The sequence below is a fragment of the Burkholderia sp. AU28863 genome (assembly GCF_002223195.1).
GTDB classification, from domain to species: Bacteria; Pseudomonadota; Gammaproteobacteria; order Burkholderiales; family Burkholderiaceae; genus Burkholderia; species Burkholderia sola.
In genome coordinates, this window is the sequence record NZ_NKFE01000003.1 from 136894 (window position 1) to 157520 (window position 20627).

At 67.0% G+C, this 20627-nt stretch carries 14 protein-coding genes; 11 read left to right on the forward strand and 3 right to left on the reverse strand.

Annotation, left to right across the window (positions count from 1 at the left end; genetic code table 11):
- Window positions 1-86 precede the first annotated feature (86 nt).
- The 4 genes from edd to CFB81_RS02970 all read left to right on the forward strand — a co-directional run bounded on the left by edd (window position 87) and on the right by CFB81_RS02970 (window position 4684).
- Window positions 87-1943 carry a phosphogluconate dehydratase gene (gene edd / locus CFB81_RS02950; RefSeq protein WP_069616760.1) on the forward strand — a complete coding sequence of 619 codons (1857 nt, stop codon included), beginning with the start codon at window positions 87-89 and terminating at the stop codon, window positions 1941-1943.
- A gap of 19 nt (window positions 1944-1962) precedes the next feature.
- On the forward strand, window positions 1963-2589 hold the full coding sequence (gene eda, locus CFB81_RS02955; RefSeq protein WP_006483410.1) for a bifunctional 4-hydroxy-2-oxoglutarate aldolase/2-dehydro-3-deoxy-phosphogluconate aldolase: 627 nt from the start codon (window positions 1963-1965) through the stop codon (window positions 2587-2589).
- 216 nt (window positions 2590-2805) lie between these two features.
- On the forward strand, window positions 2806-4167 hold the full coding sequence (locus tag CFB81_RS02965) for a GntP family permease (protein WP_069616759.1): 1362 nt from the start codon (window positions 2806-2808) through the stop codon (window positions 4165-4167).
- A 13-nt stretch (window positions 4168-4180) separates the two neighbouring features.
- A complete protein-coding gene (locus CFB81_RS02970) occupies window positions 4181-4684 on the forward strand; it encodes a gluconokinase (protein WP_059581058.1) in 504 nt (167 codons plus the stop codon).
- 71 nt (window positions 4685-4755) lie between these two features.
- Here CFB81_RS02970 and CFB81_RS02975 read toward each other — a convergent pair whose 3' ends face one another.
- Window positions 4756-5403: a TetR/AcrR family transcriptional regulator gene (locus CFB81_RS02975; protein WP_069616758.1), complete on the reverse strand. Its 648-nt coding sequence runs from the start codon at window positions 5401-5403 to the stop codon at window positions 4756-4758.
- A gap of 276 nt (window positions 5404-5679) precedes the next feature.
- Between CFB81_RS02975 and CFB81_RS02980 the strand changes: the two genes are divergently transcribed.
- On the forward strand, window positions 5680-7101 hold the full coding sequence (locus tag CFB81_RS02980; RefSeq protein ID WP_089434544.1) for an FAD-binding oxidoreductase: 1422 nt from the start codon (window positions 5680-5682) through the stop codon (window positions 7099-7101).
- A 73-nt stretch (window positions 7102-7174) separates the two neighbouring features.
- On the opposite strand, the gene purB is transcribed toward CFB81_RS02980, so the two are convergent.
- On the reverse strand, window positions 7175-8563 hold the full coding sequence (purB, locus tag CFB81_RS02985; RefSeq protein ID WP_050013818.1) for an adenylosuccinate lyase: 1389 nt from the start codon (window positions 8561-8563) through the stop codon (window positions 7175-7177).
- A 255-nt stretch (window positions 8564-8818) separates the two neighbouring features.
- On the opposite strand from purB, the gene CFB81_RS02990 reads away from it, so the two are divergent.
- From CFB81_RS02990 to CFB81_RS03015, 6 genes are all read left to right on the forward strand, one after another.
- Window positions 8819-9784: a LysR substrate-binding domain-containing protein gene (locus CFB81_RS02990; RefSeq protein WP_069616756.1), complete on the forward strand. Its 966-nt coding sequence runs from the start codon at window positions 8819-8821 to the stop codon at window positions 9782-9784.
- A gap of 270 nt (window positions 9785-10054) precedes the next feature.
- On the forward strand, window positions 10055-11341 hold the full coding sequence (locus CFB81_RS02995) for a Glu/Leu/Phe/Val dehydrogenase (RefSeq protein WP_027807464.1): 1287 nt from the start codon (window positions 10055-10057) through the stop codon (window positions 11339-11341).
- A gap of 262 nt (window positions 11342-11603) precedes the next feature.
- The gene (locus CFB81_RS03000; protein WP_069616755.1) at window positions 11604-12497 is read left to right on the forward strand and encodes a glutamate/aspartate ABC transporter substrate-binding protein; all 894 of its coding nucleotides are present in this window, start codon (window positions 11604-11606) and stop codon (window positions 12495-12497) included.
- Between the two features lie 84 nt (window positions 12498-12581).
- Window positions 12582-13322, forward strand: coding sequence for an amino acid ABC transporter permease (locus CFB81_RS03005; RefSeq protein WP_069616754.1), 741 nt, complete (start codon window positions 12582-12584; stop codon window positions 13320-13322).
- Window positions 13322-13999 carry a glutamate/aspartate ABC transporter permease GltK gene (gene gltK, locus CFB81_RS03010; protein ID WP_059581074.1) on the forward strand — a complete coding sequence of 226 codons (678 nt, stop codon included), beginning with the start codon at window positions 13322-13324 and terminating at the stop codon, window positions 13997-13999. Before CFB81_RS03005 ends, gltK begins: the two co-directional genes overlap by 1 nt.
- Window positions 13996-14721 (forward strand): amino acid ABC transporter ATP-binding protein, encoded by a 726-nt coding sequence (locus tag CFB81_RS03015; protein ID WP_069616753.1) that lies wholly within the window; start codon window positions 13996-13998, stop codon window positions 14719-14721. Before gltK ends, CFB81_RS03015 begins: the two co-directional genes overlap by 4 nt.
- 81 nt (window positions 14722-14802) lie before the next feature.
- On the opposite strand, the gene CFB81_RS03020 is transcribed toward CFB81_RS03015, so the two are convergent.
- Window positions 14803-20076, reverse strand: a complete 5274-nt coding sequence (locus tag CFB81_RS03020) for an autotransporter outer membrane beta-barrel domain-containing protein (protein ID WP_089434545.1) — start codon at window positions 20074-20076, stop codon at window positions 14803-14805.
- Between the last annotated feature and the right edge of the window lie 551 nt (window positions 20077-20627).

The window sequence follows — 20627 nt, forward strand, 5'->3', positions numbered from 1 at the left end:
CTAGACTTGCTTCGTTCGATCGACGAAGCTCGACCGTCCCCACGATTCCAACCGCCGGTGTCGGCCGGCATACAGGAGCGCCCAGCATGACGTCGCTGCACCCCACTCTGGCGAAGGTCACCGAACGCGTGATCGCCCGCAGCCAATCGACCCGTTCCGCCTATCTGCAGCGCATCGACGGCGCGCAAGGCAAGTTCCCGGCACGCGGCGCGCTGTCGTGCGCGAACCTCGCGCACGGCTTCGCGGGCCTCGAGGGGAACGACAAGTTCTCGATCAAGGCGATTCGCGAGCCGAACATCGGCATCGTGTCCTCGTACAACGAGATGCTGTCCGCGCACGCGCCGTACAAGGATTTTCCCGACATCATCAAGGCGGCCGCGCGCGAGAACGGCGGGGTCGCGCAATTCGCGGGCGGCGTGCCGGCGATGTGCGACGGCGTCACGCAGGGCAACCCGGGGATGGAGCTGTCGCTGTTCTCGCGCGAAGCGATCGCGATGGGCACGGCGATCGCGCTCACGCACAACATGTTCGACGCGGCGCTCTGCCTCGGCATCTGCGACAAGATCGTGCCGGGCCTCCTGATCGGCGCGCTGCAGTTCGGCCATCTGCCGACGATCTTCGTGCCGGCCGGCCCGATGACGAGCGGCCTGTCGAACGACGACAAGGCGAAGATCCGCCAGCAGTTCGCGACCGGCCAGGTCGGCCGCGACGCGCTGCTCGAAGCCGAATCGGCCGCGTATCACGGCCACGGCACCTGCACGTTCTACGGCACCGCGAACAGCAACCAGATGCTGATGGAGCTGATGGGGCTGCACCTGCCGGGCTCGGCATTCGTCCATCCGCACACGCCGCTGCGCACCGCGCTGACGGCCGAGGCCGCGCGTCGCGTGCTCGACCTGACCGTCGAGCGCGGCCAGTACACGCCGATCGGTCATGTGATCGACGAGAAGGCGATCGTCAACGGGATCGTCGCGCTGCTCGCGACGGGCGGCTCGACCAATCACACGCTGCACCTCGTCGCGATCGCGCGCGCGGCCGGCATCCTGATCGACTGGAACGACTTCGACGAGCTGTCGGCGGTCGTGCCGCTGCTCGCGAAGATCTACCCGAACGGCAAGGCCGACGTGAACCATTTCCACGCGGCGGGCGGTGTCGCGTTCCTGGTGCGCAACCTGCTCGAAGGCGGGCTGCTGCACGAGGACGTGACGACGGTCGCCGGCAAGGGCCTTGCGCACTACACGAAGGAGCCGAAGCTGATCGACGGCAAGCTGACGTGGGTCGACGGCGCGGCCGAGAGCCACGACACGAAGGTGCTGCGCGGCATTCGCGACCCGTTCCAGCCGGACGGCGGCCTGCGCCTGATGCAGGGCCGGCTCGGCCGCGGCGTGATCAAGATCTCGGCGGTCGCGCCCGAGCACCGCAAGGTGAAGGCGCCCGCGATCGTGTTCGACTCGCAGGAAGCCGTGCAGGCAGCGTTCGATCGCGGCGAGCTGAAGCGCGATTTCGTCGCGGTGGTGCGCTTCCAGGGCGCGCGCGCGAACGGCATGCCCGAACTGCACCGTTTGACGCCGCTGCTCGGCGTGCTGCAGGATCAGGGCTTCCACGTCGCGCTGGTCACCGACGGCCGCATGTCGGGCGCGTCGGGCAAGGTGCCGGCCGTGATCCACGTGTCGCCGGAAGCGCTGCTGGCCGGCCCGATCGGCAAGGTGAAGACGGGCGACATGCTCGTGATCGACGCGGAGGCCGGCGTGCTCGACATCGAGCTCGACGACGCCGAATGGCACGCGCGCCCGGTCGCGCAGCCGCAGCACCAGGCCGAGAACGAAGTCGGTTTCGGCCGCGAACTGTTCGGCGTGTTCCGCGCGGCGGCCGCACCGGCCGAGCAGGGCGCATCGGTTTTCGGGACGCTGGTCGGCGAAACGGCCGCCAGCGTCGCCGCATGAATTTCAAGGAGCCAATTCAATGAAGACGATTGCTGAAATCGTGAAGCTGGGCCCGGTTATTCCGGTGCTCGCATTCGACTCGGTCGAGCAGGGCGAAAACGTGTCGCGCGCATTGCACGCGGGCGGCGTGAAGGTGCTCGAGATCACGCTGCGCACGCCGGCGGGCCTCGAGGCGATCCAGCGCGCGAGCCAGCTCGCGGACGACATCGTCGTCGGCGTCGGCACGATCACGAAGCCCGAGCACTGCGCGCAGGCCAAGCGCGCGGGCGCGACGTTCGGCGTGTCGCCTGGCCTGACGAAGGAACTGCATCTCGCGTCGCTCGACGCGGGCTTGCCGCTGTTGCCGGGCGTGATGACGCCGAGCGACATCATCCAGGCGCTCGAATTCGGCTACGACATCGTGAAATTCTTCCCCGCGCAGCAGGCGGGCGGCGTGCCGATGCTGCAGGCGTTCCACGGCCCGTTCCCGGCGCTGAAGTTCTGCCCGACCGGCGGCATCACGGTCGATACGGCGCCGAACTTCCTGAAGCTGCCGAACGTCGTGTGCGTCGGCGGCTCCTGGCTCACGCCGAAGGCCGCGCTCGCCGCGCAGGATTGGGCCGAAGTCACGCGCCTCGCGCAAGCGGCGAGCCAGTTGCCGCGCTAATGCTTGTATGAAATGAAGAATCGACCCTCGGAAGCAAGCGTTAATGCTTGTTTTTCCGAGGGTTTTTGCTGATGGAACCGGTTCTATCCGCAGATCGCAAAGATAAGTAAAATTCAGCGTCCTGACGGGGGGGTACCCCCGTGTTTCGGAGACCTGCATAGCCGGGCATACTCGCAACGACTCGCCCGGTTCGAACAATTCTAGGAGGAGTGCCACATGGGGGCCGTCCAAGGCAGCATGCTGCTCGTATTCACGCTGATCGCGATTGCCGCGCTGATCCTGATGATCGCGCGCTACAAGATCTACCCGTTCCTGGTGCTGATCATCGTTTCGCTCGGCCTTGGCCTCGTCGTCGGCATGCCGATGGACAAGATCGTCAAGTCGTTCGAAACGGGTACCGGCGGCACGCTCGGCCACATCGCGATCGTCGTCGGCCTCGGCACGATGCTCGGCAAGATGATGGCCGAATCGGGCGGCGCCGAGCGGATCGCGACCACGCTGATCGACTGGTTCGGTGAAAAGAACATCCACTGGGCGATGATGTTCGTCGCGATCATCGTCGGCCTGCCGGTGTTCTTCGAAGTCGGCTTCGTGCTGCTGATCCCGATCGCGTTCAACGTCGCGAAGCGCACCGGCAAGTCGCTGCTCGTTGTCGGCTTGCCGATGGTGGCCGGCCTGTCGGTCGTGCACGGGCTGATCCCGCCGCACCCGGCCGCGCTGCTGGCCGTCCAGCAATACGGCGCCGATATCGGCAAGACGATCGCATTCGGCCTCGTCGTCGGCGTGCCGACCGCGATCATCGCGGGCCCGCTGTTCGCGCTGATGATCTCGAAATTCGTGAAGCTGCCGGAAAACAACCCGCTCGCATCGCAATTCGTCGATTCGAACGCGGATGGCCGCAAGCGCGAACTGCCGAGTTTCGGCATCACGCTGTTCACGATCCTGCTGCCCGTCGTGCTGATGCTCGTCGGCAGCTGGGCCGACCTGGTGTTCACGCCGAAGTCGCTGCCGAACAACCTGCTGCGTTTTGCCGGCAACTCCGACGTCGCGCTGCTGATCGCCGTGCTCGTGAGCTTCTGGACCTTCGGCGCGAAGCAGGGCTTCAACCGCGACCAGATCCAGAAGTTCTGCGGCGAGTGCCTGGCGCCGATCGCCGGCATCACGCTGATCGTCGGCGCGGGCGGCGGCTTCGGCGGCGTCCTGCGCGACAGCGGGATCTCGCAGCAGATCGTCGAAACCGCGAAGCACGCGCACCTGTCGCCGCTGCTGCTCGGCTGGTTCGTCGCGGCGCTGATGCGTCTCGCGACGGGTTCGGCGACGGTCGCGATGACCACCGCCTGCGGCATCGTCGCGCCGATCGCGGCGGCGTCGGGCGCGGCGGTCCGGCCGGAGCTGCTCGTGCTCGCGACGGGCTCGGGCTCGCTGATCTTCTCGCACGTGAACGACGGCGGCTTCTGGCTGATCAAGGAATATTTCGGGATGACGGTCGGCCAGACGTTCAAGACCTGGTCGCTGCTTGAAACCATCATCTCGGTGCTCGGTCTGAGCTTTACGCTGCTGCTGAGCGTGGTTCTGTAACAAGGGGTAGTCAATGATTCTGATCGCAATGGGCGTGTCGGGCGCGGGCAAGTCGCGAATCGGCGAAATGCTGGCGGAACGCCTGTCGTGCAGCTATACCGATGGCGACGCGTTTCACAGCGCGGCGAACAAGGAAAAGATGCACCACGGCATTCCGCTGACCGATGAAGACCGCTGGCCGTGGCTGCGCACGATCCGTGCGGCCATCGAGGAAAAGCAGCGCGCGGGCGAAACGGCCGTGTTCACGTGCTCGTCGCTGAAGCGCTCGTACCGCGACGTGCTGCGCGGCACCGACACCGACGTGCGGTTCGTGTATCTGAAGGGTTCGTTCGAAGTGCTGCAGGAGCGCCTGAAGAGCCGCACCGGCCATTTCTTCGATCCGTCGCTGCTGAAGAGCCAGCTCGACACGCTCGAGGAGCCGGGGCCGGACGAAGCGATCGAAGTCAGCATCGAGCTGACCCCCGAGCAGATCGTCGATCAGGTCATGCTGAAGATCGGCCTCGCGCATCAGCACTGAGCGCGGTTCGCGGTCATCGTCATCGAAAAGGCGCCTTCGGGCGCTTTTTTCGTTGGCGGCGCGGACGCCGGTCAGGCCATGTGTGTGCGTTGCGCGATGCCGTCGAGCAGCACGTCGAGCATCGTGTCGTGCACGACCGCCGGATCGAGCTGCGCATAGAGCGGCGCGGCCGACTTGACGAGCGGATGCGCGACGTCGGACAGCGCGTGCATTTCCGCGAGCTCGACCTCGTTCGCGGGACGCGTGAGGCCGCCCGCTTCGGCGGCGGCCAGGCCGATCACGCTCGCGTACCAGCCGACGCATACCGACGGCAGCGCCGCGCGCGGGATGCCGGCGTCGGTCAGCGCGCGATGCACGGCCTCGATGTGCGCGAGGTCGGCCGGCCCCGTGCTCATGTGCCGCTGCAGTAGCGCGAACGCGGCCGGGTAGCGCAGCGCGAGCGCGCGGTACTGGCGCGCGAGGTCGCGCAGCCGTTCGCGCCACGGCAGTGACGGATCGACCGGCACGAGCGAGCGCGACAGCGCATTCGCGATCGCGCGGCTCAGGCCGTCCTTCGACTTGAAGTGATACAGCACGCTCATCGGGTCGCAGCCGACCGATTGCGCGAGCTTGCGCACGCTGAACGCGGCTTCGCCGACGTCTTCGAGCAGCGCGAGCGCGGCCGCGACGAGCGCGTCCTTGTCGAGGCCGCGCGGCCCCGGGGCGGGTTTGTCTTTCATCGGGGCGGGCAGGCCGGCCGGCGTGGTACCGGCTGTAAACTTGACGAAAGCTTATTCTACACTGTAGAATTATTTCTGCGGTGTAGAAATTGGGTGTCCCGGCACCTTTCAATACGTGCTTTCGCACAGTCCGGGATCCAGGCGGCACGAGCGTGCCGCCGTCAACACGGGCCATCGCGCCCCCTTTCTCGTTGACCCCCATGTGGAACCGGCTGCCCCCACCCGCGAAGCCAACAGGCTCTTCGACAGGCGGCCCAAGACCATGCAAGTGCAATCATGACGTCCAACAACAAGCCCTTGATCCAGGGCGAAGCGCGTTTCGAGCAAACGCAACTGAATATCGAAAAAGACAACTGGAACTGGTGCGATCCGGCCCGCTACGACGGCGAACGCCCGGCCAACTGGTACGAGGCGTCGTTGTCGCGCCATGAAAACAGCGCGCCGCTCGCGCACGACGCCGTCTGCGACGTGCTCGTGATCGGCGCGGGCCTGCTCGGCGCATCGGCCGCCCTGCATCTCGCGGAAGCGGGCGTCGACACGATCCTCGTCGACAAGCATCACGTCGGCTCGGCCGCGTCGGGCCGCAACGGCGGGCAACTGACGCCCGGCCTCGCGCGCTGGGAAGCCGCCGACATGATCGAGAACCTGTCGCACGACGACGCGAAGCGGCTGTGGCGCTTCGCGTCGGCCGAATCGATGGAGCTGATCGACGGGATCGGCGCGCGTTACGCGCTCGATCTCGACCGCAAGCGCGGCCACGTGACGGCGGCGGTCCACCCCGGCCACATGAGCGCGCTGCTCGACGGCGCGGATGCGCGCCGCCATCTCGGCGATGCGGGCGTGACGCTCGTCGGCCGCCATCAGCTGCACGACGAATACGTGCGCTCGGGGCTGTATCACGGCGCGGCGATCGACGCGATCGGCGGGCAGATTCACCCGCTCGCGCTGGTGCGCGGCCTCGTGCACGGCTTCCGGCTGAACGGCGGCGCGCTGTTCGAAGGCACCGAAGTGCTCGAGCTCGACGAGACGCCCGCCGGCGTCGTCGCGACGACGCCGGGCGGCACCATCACCGCACGCAAGGGGGTGGTGCTCGCGCTGCACAACACGACGTTCCGTTTGCTCGACGACGGCGCGGCGACCACGGTGCCGTTCTTCACGTACGTGAGCGTGACGGCGCCGCTCGACGTCGACGTCGCGACGCTGATGCCGGCCGGCATGCCGGTGTACGACACGCAGTTCCAGATCGACTACTACCGGCCGGTGCGCGGCAACCGCCTGCTGTTCGGCGGGCAGGGCACCGGCAGCTGCCGGGCGCAGCCCGACGTCAACGCGTATCTGCTGACGCGGCTGAACGCGGTGTTTCCACAGCACGACGGCCGCTTCGCGCTCGACTACTGCTGGAGCGGCGTCAGCGACTTCACGCTGAACGGCGCGACCGACAGCCGCAAGACCGACGGCCGCGTGCCGATGTACATGGTGCAGGGCTGGAGCGGGCACGGCGTTGCCCAGACGGTGCGGATCGGCAAGGCGATCTGCGACGATTTCGTCGGCCGCAACGACGACTTCTCGATGCTCACGGGCATCGACCATCGCGCGATTCCGCTCGGCCGGCAGCTGTCGCCGATCGCGATTCCCGCCGCGAAGGCCGCGATGAGCGTGATGAGCGCGCTCAACCCGGGGCGGATGATCTCGTTCTGACCGGCCCAAAAGCAAAAAGCCCGATGCGAAGGCAATTCGCATCGGGCTTTTTTGCGTCAGGTGACGGCGGCGCTTACGCGATCCGCTTCGCGAGTTCGACGGCCTTGCCGATGTACGACGCCGGCGTCATCGCGAGCAGGCGATCCTTCGCATCCTGCGGGATCGCGAGCGTGCCGACGAATTCCTGCAGCGCTTCGCGCGTGATGCCCTTGCCGCGCGTCAGTTCCTTCAGCTGCTCGTACGGGTTCTCGATGCCGTAGCGGCGCATCACCGTCTGCACCGGCTCCGCGAGCACTTCCCAGCAGTTGTCGAGATCTTCGTTCAGGCGCTGCGGGTTCACTTCGAGCTTGTCGAGGCCGCGGATCAGCGAGTCGTACGCGAGCAGCGAGTAGCCGAGCGCGACGCCCATGTTGCGCAGCACCGTCGAGTCGGTCAGGTCGCGCTGCCAGCGCGACACCGGCAGCTTGTCGGCGAGGTGGCGCAGCGTCGCGTTTGCGAGGCCGAGGTTGCCTTCCGAATTCTCGAAGTCGATCGGGTTGACCTTGTGCGGCATCGTCGACGAGCCGATTTCGCCCGCCTTCGTCTTCTGCTTGAAGTAGCCGACCGAGATGTAGCCCCACACGTCGCGGTCGAGGTCGAGCAGGATCGTGTTCGCGCGCGCCACGGCGTCGAACAGTTCGGCCATGTAGTCGTGCGGCTCGATCTGGATCGTGTACGGGTTGAACGTGAGCTTCAGGCGGTTTTCGATCACGTCGCGCGAGAACGCTTCCCAGTCGAATTCCGGATACGCGGACAGGTGCGCGTTGAAGTTGCCGACCGCGCCGTTCATCTTGCCGAGGATCTCGACCTTCTCGATGCGCGCGATCGCGCGGGCGAGGCGCGCGGCGACGTTCGCGAGTTCCTTGCCGAGCGTCGTCGGGCTGGCCGGCTGGCCGTGCGTGCGCGACAGCATCGGCTGTTCGGCGTGCGCGTGCGCGAGCGCGACGAGGCGCTGGTAGACCGTGCGCAGCGCCGGCAGGATCACGTGTTCGCGCGCGCCGGCGAGCATCATCCCGTGCGACGTGTTGTTGATGTCCTCGGACGTGCACGCGAAGTGGATGAATTCGCTCGCCTTCTCGAGTTCGGCCTGGCCCTTCACCGATTCCTTCAGCCAGTATTCGACGGCCTTCACGTCGTGGTTCGTCACGCGCTCGATTTCCTTGATGCGCGCGGCGTCGTGCGCGGTGAAGCGCTCGGCGAGCTGCAGCAGGAACTGCTCGGAGGCTTCCGAGAAGCGCGGGACTTCCGCGAAGCCGGCGCGCGAGAGTGCGATCAGCCAGTGCACCTCGACGGTGACGCGGTGGCGCATGAAGGCGGCTTCGGAGAGCCAGTCGCGCAGCGCTTCGGTCTTGCTGGCGTAGCGGCCGTCGATGGGCGAGAGCGCGGTGAGGGCGAAAAGCGTATCGGGACGAGTGTCGGACATGATCGGGCAGGGCCTTTGGGGGCCGGGGCGAACGAGGGGAGGAGAATCCGGCATTTTACCATCGGCGCGCGTCGATTCCGGCCGAACCGGTCCGGCCGCGCTTGCCGCGGGCGCACGACGCCCGGGCGGCGCGCGAACGGCGTGCCGGCGCCCGCCCGCGCAGGCTCGCCGGCCCGCGCGCCGAGCCGCCGGCCGGGCCCGCCCGCCGGTAGAATGCAGGCTTCTTCCCGACCGCCGCCCGCCGCGCCCGCCTGCATGGAACTGAAATGGCTCGAAGACTTCGTCTCGCTCGCGGAAACGCGCAGCTTTAGCCGGTCGGCCGAGCTGCGGCACGTGTCGCAGCCGGCGTTTTCGCGGCGCATCCAGGCGCTCGAGGCATGGCTCGCGACCGAGCTGATCGATCGTTCGGTCTATCCGACGCGGCTCACGCAGGCCGGCCAGATCTTCTACGAGCAGGCGCTGACGATGCTGTCGCAGGCGCACGAGGCGCGCACACTGTTGCGCGGCCACGTCGGCACGCCGGTGCCGACGATCGAATTCGCGGTGCCCCACACGCTGTCGCTCACGTATTTTCCGCGCTGGCTCGAGCGGATCGAGGCGAAGATGGGCCAGGTCCACACGCGGCTGCGTGCGCTGAACGTGCACGACGCGGTGCTGTCGCTCGTCGAGGGCGGCTGCGATCTCGTGATGGGCTACCACCACCCGAGCCACCCGGTCGCGCTCGACCCGGCCCGCTACGACATGCTTGTCCTCGGCAGCGAGCCGATCAGCCCGTTCTCGGCACCCGGCCGCGCGGGCCGGCCGCGCCATACGCTGCCGGGCACGGCCGATGCGCGCGTGCCGTACCTGTCGTATACGCCGAACGCGTATCTCGGCCGGATGACCGAAGTCATCGTCGCGAACGCGCCGACGCGGCTGTTCCTCGACCGCGTGTACGAAACCGACATGGCCGAAGGGCTGAAGGCGATGGCGCTCGCGGGCCACGGCGTCGCGTTCCTGCCGCACAGCGCGGTCGAGGACGCGGTCGCGGGCGGCCGGCTGATCCGTCTCGACCGGTCGGTGCGCGGCGGCGCGCATCCGTTCACGCTGACGATGGAGATCCGGCTGTACTGCGACAAGCTCGCGCTGCAGGGCGACGATCCGCGGCAGAAGCTTGTGCGTGCGTTGTGGGACGTCGTGCGCGACGAACTGCGCGAGACCGCCGGCGATACTCCCGGTTAACCGTCGGCGGTTAACCCGGCCGATCGGCCCGCCCGGCTGACGGCGGGCCTCCCGGCGCCGGTCGGCCCGCCGTCCGGCCCGCGCCGGTCCAAGCCGGTTTTCCACGAACGCGATGCCTGCCCGATCGCGGGCGTTCTTGCGCAAATCGACCGCGGATTTGCGGAAAATCGCGATCATGCAAGAAACGCATAATCGAATAATCAAACGGCATTGGATAAAAAAAACGGGTTTTTCGACAATGTGCGCAATCCGTTGAACGTTGGAGCTTCCATGTCTTCGCAACAGCAGTCCATCCCGTCCTACCTGCACGCCGACGATCTCGGCCCGTGGGGCAACTACCTTCAGCAGGTCGATCGCGTCGCGCCGTACCTCGGTTCGCTGTCGCGCTGGCTCGAAACGCTGAAGCGTCCGAAGCGCATCCTGATCGTCGACTGCCCCATCGAGCTCGACAACGGCACCGTCGCGCACTTCGAAGGCTATCGCGTGCAGCACAACGTGTCGCGCGGCCCGGGCAAGGGCGGCGTGCGCTACCACCAGGACGTGACGCTGTCGGAAGTGATGGCGCTGTCGGCATGGATGTCGGTGAAGAACGCGGCCGTGAACGTGCCGTACGGCGGTGCGAAGGGCGGCATCCGCGTCGACCCGCGCAAGCTGTCGCGTGGTGAGCTCGAGCGCGTGACGCGCCGCTACACCAGCGAAATCGGCATCATCATCGGGCCGAACACCGACATTCCGGCGCCGGACGTCAACACCAACGAACAGGTGATGGCGTGGATGATGGACACGTACTCGATGAACCAGGGCCAGACGTCGACCGGCGTCGTGACCGGCAAGCCGATCGCGCTCGGCGGTTCGCTCGGCCGCAAGGAAGCGACGGGCCGTGGCGTGTTCGTCGTCGGCTCGGAAGCGGCGAAGAAGAAGGGCCTCGAAATCGAAGGCGCGCGCATCGCGGTGCAGGGCTTCGGCAACGTCGGCGGCATCGCGGCGAAGCTGTTCCAGGAAGCGGGCGCGAAGGTGATCGCGGTGCAGGATCACACGGGCACGATCTATCAGCCGGCCGGCCTCGATTCGAACAAGCTGCTCGACCACGTCGCCCGCACGGGCGGCGTCGCGGGCTTCGAAGGCGCGGAACCGATGCCGAACGACGAGTTCTGGACGGTCGAGACCGACATCCTGATCCCGGCGGCGCTGGAAAACCAGATCACCGAGAAGAACGCGGCGAAGATCCGCACGAAGATCATCGTCGAAGGCGCGAACGGCCCGACGACGACCGCGGCGGACGACATCCTGAGCGCGAACGGCGTGCTCGTGATTCCCGACGTGATCGCGAACGCAGGTGGCGTGACCGTGTCGTACTTCGAGTGGGTGCAGGATTTCTCGAGCTTCTTCTGGACGGAAGACGAAATCAACCATCGTCTCGAGCGCGTGATGCGCGAAGCGTTCGCCGGCGTGTGGGCGGTCGCGGAAGAGCACAAGGTGACGGTGCGTACGGCGGCGTTCATCGTCGCGTGCAAGCGCATCCTGATGGCGCGCGAAATGCGCGGCCTCTACCCCTGATGGGGCGTCCCCGATGGGGCGTCCCTAACCGGGCGTCCCTGATCGTCGACGATGACCGATTCATGACGCAATCCACCCGATTGCGGATGTGAACCCTCGCGGGCGGTGCCGAATCCGGCACCGCCCGCGCGCGCATCTGGAGCGTCCGGAGCCGGGAGGACGGCTTCGCACAGGGCGATTCGTAGTGCGGTAAACAACCAGTACTTTCAAAAATATTACTTTGATACACTGGCGCGGGTTTTAGCCAAGGAGATGACCAAAAATGAAATACCACAAGGCAGTCCTGATGGTGGCGGCGCTTTGCGCGTTCGCAAGCGGCGCGTACGCTCAGGAGACGGGCACGCTGAAGAAGATCAAGGACACGGGCGTGATCGCGCTGGGCCACCGCGAATCGTCGATTCCGTTCTCCTATTACGACCAGAACCAGCAGGTGGTCGGCTATTCGCGCGAGTTCCAGCTGAAGATCGTCGACGCGGTGAAGAAGAAGCTGAACCTGCCGAACCTGCAGGTGAAGAACATCCCCGTCACGTCGCAGAACCGCATCCCGCTCGTGCAGAACGGCACGGTCGACATCGAGTGCGGCTCGACGACCAACAACCTCGAGCGTCAGCAGCAAGCCGCGTTCTCCGACACGATCTTCGTGATCGGCACGCGCCTGATGACGAAGAAGGATTCGGGCGTCAAGGATTTCGCCGACCTGAAGGGCAAGACGGTCGTGACGACCGCCGGCACGACGTCGGAGCGCCTGCTGCGCAAGATGAACAACGACAAGCAGCTCGGCATGAACATCATCAGCGCGAAGGATCACGGCGATTCGTTCAACACGCTGGAATCGGGCCGCGCGGTCGCGTTCATGATGGATGACGCGCTGCTCGCGGGCGAGCGCGCGAAGGCGAAGCAGCCGGGCGAATGGGTGATCGTCGGCACGCCGCAATCGGAAGAAGCTTACGGCTGCATGATGCGCAAGGGCGACGCCGACTTCAAGAAGGTCGTCGACGACGCGATCTCGCAAGTCGAGAAGTCGGGCGAAGCCGCGAAGATCTACGCGAAGTGGTTCGAGAACCCGATCCCGCCGAAGGGGCTGAACCTGAACTTCCCGCTGTCCGAGTCGATGAAGAAGCTGTACGCGAACCCGAACGACAAGGCGCTCGACTGACCACACGGCCGTTGATGCAGAAATGACGCTACTGAAACGGAAGAGGCCACGCTTCTTCCGTTTCTTTTTGCTGGAGTCTTGCCCATGTCTTACCACTGGAACTGGGGCATCTTTCTGAGCCCCGTGTCGACCGGCGAGCCGACGACTTATTTCGGATGGCTGATGTCCGGCTTCTGGGTGACGATCGAAGTGTCGCTCGTCGCCTGGGTCATCGCGCTGATCGTCGGGTCGCTGTTCGGCGTGCTGCGCACCGTGCCGAACAAGTGGCTCGCCGCGATCGGCACCGTGTACGTGTCGATCTTCCGGAACATCCCGCTGATCGTGCAGTTCTTCGTCTGGTATCTCGTGATACCCGAGTTGCTGCCCGCATCGATCGGCACCTGGATCAAGCAGTTGCCGCCCGGCACGCAGTTCTTTACCGCGTCGATCGTCTGTCTCGGCCTGTTTACCGGCGCGCGCGTGTGCGAACAGGTGCGCTCGGGCATCAACGCGCTGCCGAAGGGCCAGCGCGCGGCCGGCCTCGCGATGGGCTTCACGCAATGGCAGACGTATCGCTACGTGCTGCTGCCCGTCGCGTACCGGATCATCGTGCCGCCGCTCACGTCGGAATTCCTGAACATCTTCAAGAACTCCGCCGTCGCGTCGACGATCGGCCTGCTCGACCTGTCCGCGCAGGCGCGCCAGCTCGTCGACTACACCGCGCAGACCTACGAGTCGTTCATCGCCGTGACGCTCGCGTACGTGGTCATCAACCTCGTCGTGATGGCGTTCATGCGCTGGATCGAAGGCCGTACGCGGCTGCCCGGCTACATCGGAGGCAAGTGATGCATCAGTTCGACTGGAGTAGTATTCCCGGCGCGCTGCCGACGCTGTGGTCGGGCGCGATCGTCACGTTCAAGATCACGCTGATCGCGATCGTGGTCGGGATCGTCTGGGGCACGCTGCTGGCGCTGCTGCGGCTGTCCGGCGTGAAGCCGCTCGCGTGGTTCGCGAAAGCGTACGTGACGGTGTTCCGCTCGATCCCGCTCGTGATGGTGCTGCTGTGGTTCTTCCTGATCGTGCCGCAGGTGCTGCAGGGCGTGCTCGGGCTGTCGCCGACGATCGACATCCGCCTTGCATCGGCGATGGTCGCGTTCTCGTTGTTCGAAGCCGCGTATTATTCCGAGATCATCCGCGCCGGCATCCAGGCGGTGCCGCGCGGGCAGGTGAATGCCGCGTTCGCGCTCGGCATGAACTACGCGCAGGCGATGCGCCTCGTGATCCTGCCGCAGGCGTTCCGCGCGATGGTGCCGCTGCTGCTCACGCAGGCGATCGTCCTGTTCCAGGATACGTCGCTCGTGTACGTGATCAGTCTCGCGGACTTCTTCCGCACGGCCGCCAACATCGGCGATCGCGACGGCACGACCGTCGAGATGGTCCTGTTCGCCGGCGCATGCTATTTCGTGATTTGCTCGTTGGCGTCTGCTCTCGTCAAGGGTCTCCAGAAAAAGGTCACAAGATGATTTCCATCAAGAACGTTTCGAAGTGGTACGGCCAGTTTCAGGTCCTCGCCGAATGCACGACCGAGGTCAAGAAAGGCGAAGTGGTCGTCGTGTGCGGCCCGTCGGGCTCCGGCAAGTCGACGCTGATCAAGACCGTAAACGGCCTGGAGCCGTTCCAGCAGGGCGAGATCCTCGTGAACGGCCAGTCGGTCGGCGACAAGAAGACGAACCTGTCGAAGCTGCGCTCGAAGGTCGGGATGGTGTTCCAGCATTTCGAGCTGTTTCCGCACCTGTCGATCACCGAGAACCTGACGCTCGCGCAGATCAAGGTGCTCGGCCGCGGCAAGGACGAAGCGGCGGAGAAGGGCATGAAGCTGCTCGATCGCGTCGGCCTGAAGGCGCATGCGCACAAGTTCCCGGGCCAGTTGTCGGGCGGTCAGCAGCAGCGTGTCGCGATCGCGCGCGCGCTGTCGATGGACCCGATCGCGATGCTGTTCGACGAGCCGACGTCCGCGCTCGATCCCGAGATGATCAACGAAGTGCTCGACGTGATGGTCGAACTCGCGCAGGAAGGGATGACGATGATGGTCGTCACGCACGAGATGGGCTTCGCGAAGAAGGTCGCGCACCGCGTGATCTTCATGGACAAGGGCGCGATCGTCGAGGACGACCGCAAGGACGATTTCTTCTCGAATCCGAAATCGGAACGCGCGAAGGACTTCCTCGCGAAGATCCTGCACTGAGCGTTCGCGCATCTGGCGCACGCCCATGCGAAAACCGCCCGGCATGCAGCCGGGCGGTTTTTTTTCGTCCGCCGCCGGGCGTTACCAGCTGTACCGGTAGCCGACCTGCCCGACGATCCCGCGCCGGTAATCGCCGCCGATGTTGCGCGCGATCTTCGCATTCGCGTACAGCTCGCCCGACTTGCCGAAGCCGGCGGTCACGCCGACGCCGAGCTCGTACCAGGTGCGCCCGAGATGCGTCGCGAACAGCGTGCCGCCGACGACGGTCTGCCCCGGCGACAGGAAGTCGTGCAGCACGTCGGCGGTGAAGTACGGCGTCGCGGCGCCGCCGCCCGCGCTCGACTGGAGGTTCGGCCGGAAGATGCGCACGCCGACGCGGCCGCGCAGCGCGTTGGTCGTCGTGCCCGATACGGCCGACACGTTGTCGTTGAACCCGTTCAGCTTCAGATACTGATACATCAGTTGCGCCTGCGGCTCGACCGCGACCGGCAACGCGCCGATCGCGAACGGCTTGCCGACTTCCTGCGACAGTGCGACGCCGAAGCCGTTCTGCGACGCCTCGTTGCCGTAGCTGTCGCGATAGCGGTTGCCGTAGTGCGTGACCTGCCCGACGCTGTCGAAGTAGGTGCCGTCGGACAGGTAGCGCGTCCAGTAGCCGCCGACGCTCTGCGCGTGCATCTCGACCGAGCCCGTCGACGTCGACAGGTTGGGCGAGCCCGCACGCGCCATGTCGCTGAAGCTCGCGTTCGACACGCCGACGCTGGCCGTCACGCCCGCATGCGTGCTGCCGGCGCCGTTGGGCGTCTGGTCGACAGTCCAGTCCTTGCCGAACTGCGCGAAGAACGTACGTTCGTCGGCCGAGAAACGGCCCGCGTTCGCATCGAGGCTCTGGCCGCCGATGCGCCCCCACACGCCGTCGCGATTGCCGGGCTGCTGCTTCTCGACGTTGTAGATGTCGCCGACGCGCTCGTGCAGCTTGCCGAGCGTCGAGAAGCCGTAGTCGGCGTTCAAGAGCGGCGTCATCGCGTAGCCGGAGACGCCCGGACGATACGCGAGCGTGCCGCCGTTGCCGTCGATGCCGCCGTCGCCGCCGCCGGACGGGCGGATCGGGCCGCCGGGGTCGGTCTGGTCGAGCTGCGAACGCAGGTACCAGCCGTTCGCATCGCCTTGCCCGCCGCGATAGAGCCGGTACTCGTACGCGCCCGCTTGCACCGGGCCCGCGAGATGGAACGCCGACGCGGCGGTCGTGCCGCCGTTGGCCGTGACGACCACCGGAATCCCGTCGCCGGTCGTCTGCGCGCCGGTGCCGGCCGTGTTGGCGATCTTCAGGCCGGTCGTGCCGCTTGCCGCGCCGCCGTTCACGATCAGCCGGTCGGTCGGCGACGCGTCGGCGCCGAGATACGTGTTCAGCGCGATCGTGCCGCCGTTGCCGACGTAGCCGCCGGTCGTCAGCGTCTTGTAGCTGCCGGTCAACGTCGGCGAGCCGGTCGGCGCGGCGAACGCGACGAGGCCCGCGTTGTTCAGGCTGCTCAGTACCGAGCTGCCCGTCATGCGCCACGTGCTCGTGCCGTCGACCGTCAGCGCGACCGGGTCGATCTTCCCGGTCAGCGTCGTGCCGTTCGCGAGGAACACGTTGCCCGTGCTCGACGCGTCGGAAACGATGTCGCCCGCGAGGTTCACCGCCGATGCATTGAACGTCACGTTGCTGCCGTTCGCGAGGTTCAGCAGCGTGCCGTTGCCCGCGGTGACGACCGTACCGTTGTGCACCGCGATGTCGGCCGTGCCGCCGCGCGCGGCGAAGGCCGGCCCGGCGGCGGACGTCACGCTGCCGCCGTCGACGAGCACCGAGCTGGTCGCGCCGTTCGAGAGCGTGTCGGACGTCAGCACGCCGGCCGTCGCGCCCGTGAGCGCCGTGCCGGTCAACGCGAGCACGCCGCCGCTGTTCGCGGTTGCGCCGTTGCCGGCCGCGCTCGCGAGCGACGAACCCGTATCGGCGATGCGGCCGCCGTTTTGCGCGACGATGCCGTCGGCCGCGGCACCCGAGGCGGAAATTTTCGCGCCCGACAGCAGGGCCGTCGCGCCGCCGTCCATGACGATCGCATGGGCGTTCGTGCCGGTCGTCGCGACGGTCGTTCCGTTGGCCGCGAGCGCGGAATCGGCCCCCGACACGAACAGGCCGCGCGCGTCGGCGCCGCTCGTGCGCACGACCGTGGCCGCGTCGGCCGCGATGCGCGCGCCGGCGCCGGTCGACGTGACGCCGGCGGCGCCGTTGCCGGTCGTGGCGATCTGCGTGCCGGACAGCGCGATCGTTGCATTCGCACCGAGGTTGCGGATCCCGCTGCCGGAGCCGCCGACCGCGATCGACGTCGCGCCGGCCGCGATACCGCCGCCGGTGACGGTCGAGTCGATCAGCACACCGTCGGCGCTGCCGTTCGCGATGACGGTGCCGGCGCCCGACAGCGCGACCGATGCGCCGGCGCCCGTCAGGCGTACGCCCGCGACGCCGTCGTCGGCTTCGATCGAACCCGCATTGGCGAGCGTGGCCGACGCGCCCTGCACGAGCGCGCCCGTGCCGTTGGCGACGCGGATCGTCGACGCGTTGTTTACCGTGCCCAGCGTGCCGGCCACGACGCCCGTCGAGCCCGCGCCGGTCAGCAGCACCGTGCTGCGGTTCTCGAGCGTGCCGAGGTTCTGCGCGACGAAGCCGGTCACGCCGGCGGTCGACGACGTGACGGCGGCATGGTTGGTCAGCGTCGTCGCGACCGGCGCGCCGGCGTTCGCGCCGGCGAGGTCGTGCGCCTGGCCGTCGACGATGCCCGCGGTCGCGCCGGCCGCGTTCAGGTCGATCGTCGCACCCGCGTCGATCGTGCCCTTCGCGCCGCCTTCCACGGCGATCGCGACGCCGTTCGTGCCATTGACGTGGTAGACCGCGTTGCCGGTCGACAGCGTGGTGCCGGCGTCGGTCGCGAGTACACCGCGTGAGCGCTGGCCGTTGACGTCGGTCGTCAGCGTGCCGGCCGCCGACGCGCCCGTGTAGGCCGCGCCGCCCGCGACGCGGAACAGCGTCGAGTCGTCGGTGTCGACGCTCAGGTGCTGCGCGGCGACGTTGATTTTCGAACCCGCGCCGTATGCGTAGAAGCCGATCTGGTTCGTGCCGGACCTGAAGGCCGGCACCGCGTTCGCGCCGACGTCGATCGTCGCGCCCGAGCGTGCATGCACGCCGATCGCGCCGGTGCCGGTCAGGTTCAGCGCACCGTCGAGCGCGGCCTTCGCGAGCGGCCCTTCGGCCCAGACGCCGTAGTTGCGCGTGTCCGACGCGGGGTCGAGGCCGCCGGCCACGTCGATCGTGCCGGTCGACGTGGCAGTCGTCGCGTTCGTGCCGGTGCCGACGACCATGATGCCGATGCCGTTCACGCCATTCAGCGTGATCGTGCCCGTGTTGGTCACGGTCGCGGCGGTGTCGGCCGCGAGCATGCCGACGTTGGCGAGCGGCGTGCCGGGCGCGGCGCCGTTGACGACGATCGCGCCCGCGTTGGTCAGCGTGCCGGAAGCGGAGCCGATGCTCGCCAGCGCGGCGCCATTCTGCGTCTGCGAGCCGATCACGACCGTGCCGAGGTTGCTGGCGGTGCCCGACGCGCCGAGCAGGATGCCGTACGCATGCGCGGACAGCGCGACGTCGTTTGCCGCTTCGGGGGACGTGGCGTCGTACTGCGCGGCGCGGCCGAGATAGATCGTGCCGCCGGCTTCGTTCGTGAAGCTGCCGCCGGCCACGAGGCCGCCGATCACCTGGCTGTCGAGCGTCGTCGCGTTGACGCCGACGTTGATCGTGCCGGCGTTCGACGCGCGCGCGCCGTCCGTCGCGGCCACCGCGTAGTTCTGCAGGTCGGGCCGGTTGCCGTCGAGCGTCCATGCGCCGACGTTCATCACGCCGTGGTTCGCGAACGTGGTGCCCGAGCCGCTCGCGTACACGCCGTTGCCCTCGGTGTACGCGTGGAAGCCGAAATTGTCGGGTGGCGTGCTGCCGCTCGTGTCGACGTTGTTGCCGGACGCGTAGCCGGACGAGATCACGCCGTTGTTGACGCCGCTCGCGCCGCTCAGGAGGCGTACCAGCGTGAAGTCGCCCGACAAGCGCCCGTCGTTGACGAAGTGCGCGCCGTTTTCCGCGAGCACGGCCGAGCTCGATTCGATCGTGTTGGTGCCGCGGAAGTCGATCTGGCCGTCCTTGCCGATGTGCAGCGTCGCGTTCGCGCCCGCGCCGTGCATCACTGACAGGTGATCGATCGGCAGCGTGTTCTTGTCGCCGGCGGATACGTTGTTCGCGTACTGGAAGGTTTGCTGCGAGAACGTGACCGCCTGGCCGAACGCGGTGTCGTAGGCGGCCTGCGAGCCGAGCGCGCCGCTCTGGACCGAGCGCACGAGAAAGTCGTTGTAGGCGGCGAGCGAGGCGGCGTCGGTGACGGTCCAGCGACTGCCGTCGAACGCGGTGAAGGTGCCCGTGTAGGCCGGCACGTCGAGCTGGAGCTGGCCGACCGGGCCGCCGCTGGCGAGATAGTCGCCGGTGCCGAGCCAGATCTGGTTGCGGGAATTCCAGTTGACGACGCTTTTTGCCACTCCGGTGCCGTCCGCAAAGGTCAGGTCGGTCTGCTTCGGTGCGATCGAGATCGCGTTGCCGGTCGCGTCGGGCGCATTCGCGGAATGGCCGATCGACACGTTCAGCGTGCCGCCGGTGCCGTCGACGGTGCCGATCCGCGTGTTCACGTACTGGCCGCCGTTCACGTCGTGATACACGGGCACGTTGGCCGCGCCGGCCGTCGATGCGGCGAATTCGGCCGAGTTGTAGGTGGCGACCGACGTGTGGGTGGCCGTGATCGAGTCGGGCGTGCTGACGCTTTGCGTCTTGCCGCCGAGCGAGATCAGCGGCTGGTTCGGGTTACCCGACACGATGGTCGCGCTGCCGAGCGGCGTCAGCGTATAGCCCGGGTCGCCGGGGGCGCCCGTCCATGCGCCTGTCACGCCGACCGTGTCGCCGCCCGACACGGTCGTGGCGCCGGCCAGGTTGTCGTTGACGGTCGGGCTGAAACTGCCGAGTGCGCAGGTGCTGCCGCTCGCGGCGGCCGCGCCGTCGCCGCAGGTCGATGCGTGCGCAACGCCGGTCGACAGCGCGGCCAGTGCGGCCCCGACCGCCGCGACGCGCAACGGCGAGCGGTGTGCCACGCGGTCCGCTGCCCCGTGCGCCGTGCGCTGACTCGAGCCCGATTCGCTGCCCGAGCGCTTGCCGCGCGCCCGAGCCGTTTCCGCCACCGCGACCCAGCAGCCCGCGGCGTCGCTCCATATCGATCGAAATGAGTGATTCACGACATACCCCTCTTTCTTCTTTTTGAAGTGGCATTCGCCGCGATCCGGCGAATTCGCATTCCGCGGTGGGGAAATGATCCGAAGGGGGCGTGCGGCGGCTATGGCTGCGTGTCGCGCCAATCGTGTTTCGTTACACCGAGGATGGGGCGAGTCTACTGATTCGGGTGGTCGTCGATTATCGAGAAAGGGGAAACTGTAATGATGCGAACCGTAATGCGTGGTATTTTTGATTTGTGTGGTTGATCGAACCGAAAGCCTTGGTGGTGGCGGTTTGGGGGGATTTCGTTAAAAGCCGGGAGGGCTGCGGGAGTTTGTGGGATAGCGCACGGTTCCAGCGGATGAGGCGCGATAAAATGCGGGCCCGGGATTTTTTGTTTTAATTGACGGTTATTTCGTTCGCTTCGTCTTTTACTTATTTTCACTTGAAAATTAATAAAATCAAGCGAATGTTGCGAGACGTCGAGCCATTGCGCAGGGCGGTGGTCGAAATGAAACCGTATCGGCCGGAGCGGGGCGATTTGCGCCGATGACTGATGTCGTCGGACGCATCG

What these genes read in the sequence shown, in the direction of transcription:
- eda (WP_006483410.1), top strand. Translation starts at nt 1,963, where the DNA reads ATGAAGACGATTGCTGAAATCGTGAAGCTGGGCCCGGTTATTCCGGTG.
- edd (WP_069616760.1), top strand. Translation starts at nt 87, where the DNA reads ATGACGTCGCTGCACCCCACTCTGGCGAAGGTCACCGAACGCGTGATC.
- CFB81_RS02975 (WP_069616758.1), bottom strand. Translation starts at nt 5,403, where the DNA reads ATGAAAGACAAACCCGCCCCGGGGCCGCGCGGCCTCGACAAGGACGCG.
- CFB81_RS02970 (WP_059581058.1), top strand. Translation starts at nt 4,181, where the DNA reads ATGATTCTGATCGCAATGGGCGTGTCGGGCGCGGGCAAGTCGCGAATC.
- CFB81_RS02965 (WP_069616759.1), top strand. Translation starts at nt 2,806, where the DNA reads ATGGGGGCCGTCCAAGGCAGCATGCTGCTCGTATTCACGCTGATCGCG.
- CFB81_RS03005 (WP_069616754.1), top strand. Translation starts at nt 12,582, where the DNA reads ATGTCTTACCACTGGAACTGGGGCATCTTTCTGAGCCCCGTGTCGACC.
- CFB81_RS02980 (WP_089434544.1), top strand. Translation starts at nt 5,680, where the DNA reads ATGACGTCCAACAACAAGCCCTTGATCCAGGGCGAAGCGCGTTTCGAG.
- gltK (WP_059581074.1), top strand. Translation starts at nt 13,322, where the DNA reads ATGCATCAGTTCGACTGGAGTAGTATTCCCGGCGCGCTGCCGACGCTG.
- CFB81_RS03015 (WP_069616753.1), top strand. Translation starts at nt 13,996, where the DNA reads ATGATTTCCATCAAGAACGTTTCGAAGTGGTACGGCCAGTTTCAGGTC.
- purB (WP_050013818.1), bottom strand. Translation starts at nt 8,563, where the DNA reads ATGTCCGACACTCGTCCCGATACGCTTTTCGCCCTCACCGCGCTCTCG.
- CFB81_RS02995 (WP_027807464.1), top strand. Translation starts at nt 10,055, where the DNA reads ATGTCTTCGCAACAGCAGTCCATCCCGTCCTACCTGCACGCCGACGAT.
- CFB81_RS02990 (WP_069616756.1), top strand. Translation starts at nt 8,819, where the DNA reads ATGGAACTGAAATGGCTCGAAGACTTCGTCTCGCTCGCGGAAACGCGC.
- CFB81_RS03000 (WP_069616755.1), top strand. Translation starts at nt 11,604, where the DNA reads ATGAAATACCACAAGGCAGTCCTGATGGTGGCGGCGCTTTGCGCGTTC.